At 66.7% G+C, this 1302-nt stretch carries 1 protein-coding gene; it reads left to right on the top strand.

The features are described from left to right. Positions 1 to 79 precede the first annotated feature (79 nt). Positions 80 to 1276 (top strand): IS481 family transposase, encoded by a 1197-nt coding sequence (locus ACE3TA_RS22580; RefSeq protein ID WP_374576575.1) that lies wholly within the window; start codon positions 80 to 82, stop codon positions 1274 to 1276. The last annotated feature ends 26 nt before the right edge of the window (positions 1277 to 1302 follow it).

The following is a 1302-nucleotide window of genomic DNA, read 5'->3' as shown; positions in this document are numbered from 1 at the left end:
TGTGCAGCCCGGATAGAGTGGTGACAGAACAGCCCGGATAGATGGGTGACAGTCTTCTCCTGCGAAGGAGGAGGTTCCGATGCCGTGGCTGGAGAGCTGTGCTTTGGACCAGAGACTGGGCTTTGTATCGGCTTGCCTGTCTGGGGACTGGACGATGACGGAGGCCTGCGCGGCCTACGGGATCAGTCGCAAGACGGGCTACAAGTGGCTTGAGCGCTATCGGCTTGAGGGGGCCTTGGGTCTTGCGGCTCGGTCTTGCGCGCCGCATCGGCATGGTCGTGCGACGGATGCGTCCCTGGCGGATGCGATCCTGCAGGTGAAGGCGGCGCATCCGAGCTGGGGTCCGCGCAAGGTCGTGGCGCGGCTTCGGCTGGATCACCCTCATCTGGATTGGCCGGCGGCCTCGACGGCGGGTGAGATCCTGAAGCGGGCGGGCCTGGTCGCGCCGCGCCATCGCCGTCGCCGCGCGCCGCCGACGCTGGGCGGGCTGACGACGCCGGAGCGGCCCAACCATGTCTGGGCGGTCGATCACAAGGGCTGGACCCGGCTTGGCGATGGTCGGCGCTGCGAGCCGCTGACCATGACCGACAGCTTCAGCCGCTACCTGCTGGCCCTGTCGGCCGGGTCCAGCACGCGGGAAGAGGAGGCCCGGCCCTGGTTCGAGCAGGCCTTCAGCGAGTTCGGTTTGCCGCAGGTGATCCGCTCCGACAATGGTCCGCCGTTCGCCTCGACCGGGGTCACCGGCCTGACCCAGCTTAGCGTCTGGTGGGCCAAGCTTGGCGTCCGCCACGAGCGCATCACCCCGGGCCATCCGCAGCAGAACGGTCGCCACGAACGCTTCCACCTCACCCTGCTGGAGGCCATGCGACCGCCGCCACCCAACCAGGCCGCTCAAGCCGAGCGCTTCGCCGCCTTCCGCCAGGAGTACAACCACCAGCGCCCTCACGAGGCTCTCAAGCAGCTTCCGCCCGCGGCCCTCTATCACCCCTCGTCCCGCAAGCTTCCCAGGTCCATCCCCGAGCCCGACTATCCGCCAGAGGCCGCGGTCAGGCAGGTGAGATCCAACGGCGAGATCAAGTGGCGCGGCGACTTGATCCACATCTCCTCGGCCCTCGCCGGAGAGGCCGTCGCCATAGAGGAGACCGAACTCGGTGACTGGGCCGTCCGCTTCTACGACCTGCCCATCGGGCGCATCGATCAAAAGACAAACAGGCTTCGACGCTTAAGCGTCGAAGCCTTCAATCCCTCGGAAGTGTTACCTAGCTATCCGGTCTGAACTGTTACCTAGCTATCCGCTGGACA

It is taken from the genome of Phenylobacterium sp., from assembly GCF_041916435.1.
Lineage (GTDB): Bacteria > Pseudomonadota > Alphaproteobacteria > Caulobacterales > Caulobacteraceae > Phenylobacterium.
This window is presented reverse-complemented; position numbering and strand designations above follow the sequence as displayed.

Excerpts from the sequence above, each read along its gene's own strand:
- ACE3TA_RS22580 (WP_374576575.1), top strand. The coding sequence starts at position 80 with ATGCCGTGGCTGGAGAGCTGTGCTTTGGACCAGAGACTGGGCTTTGTA.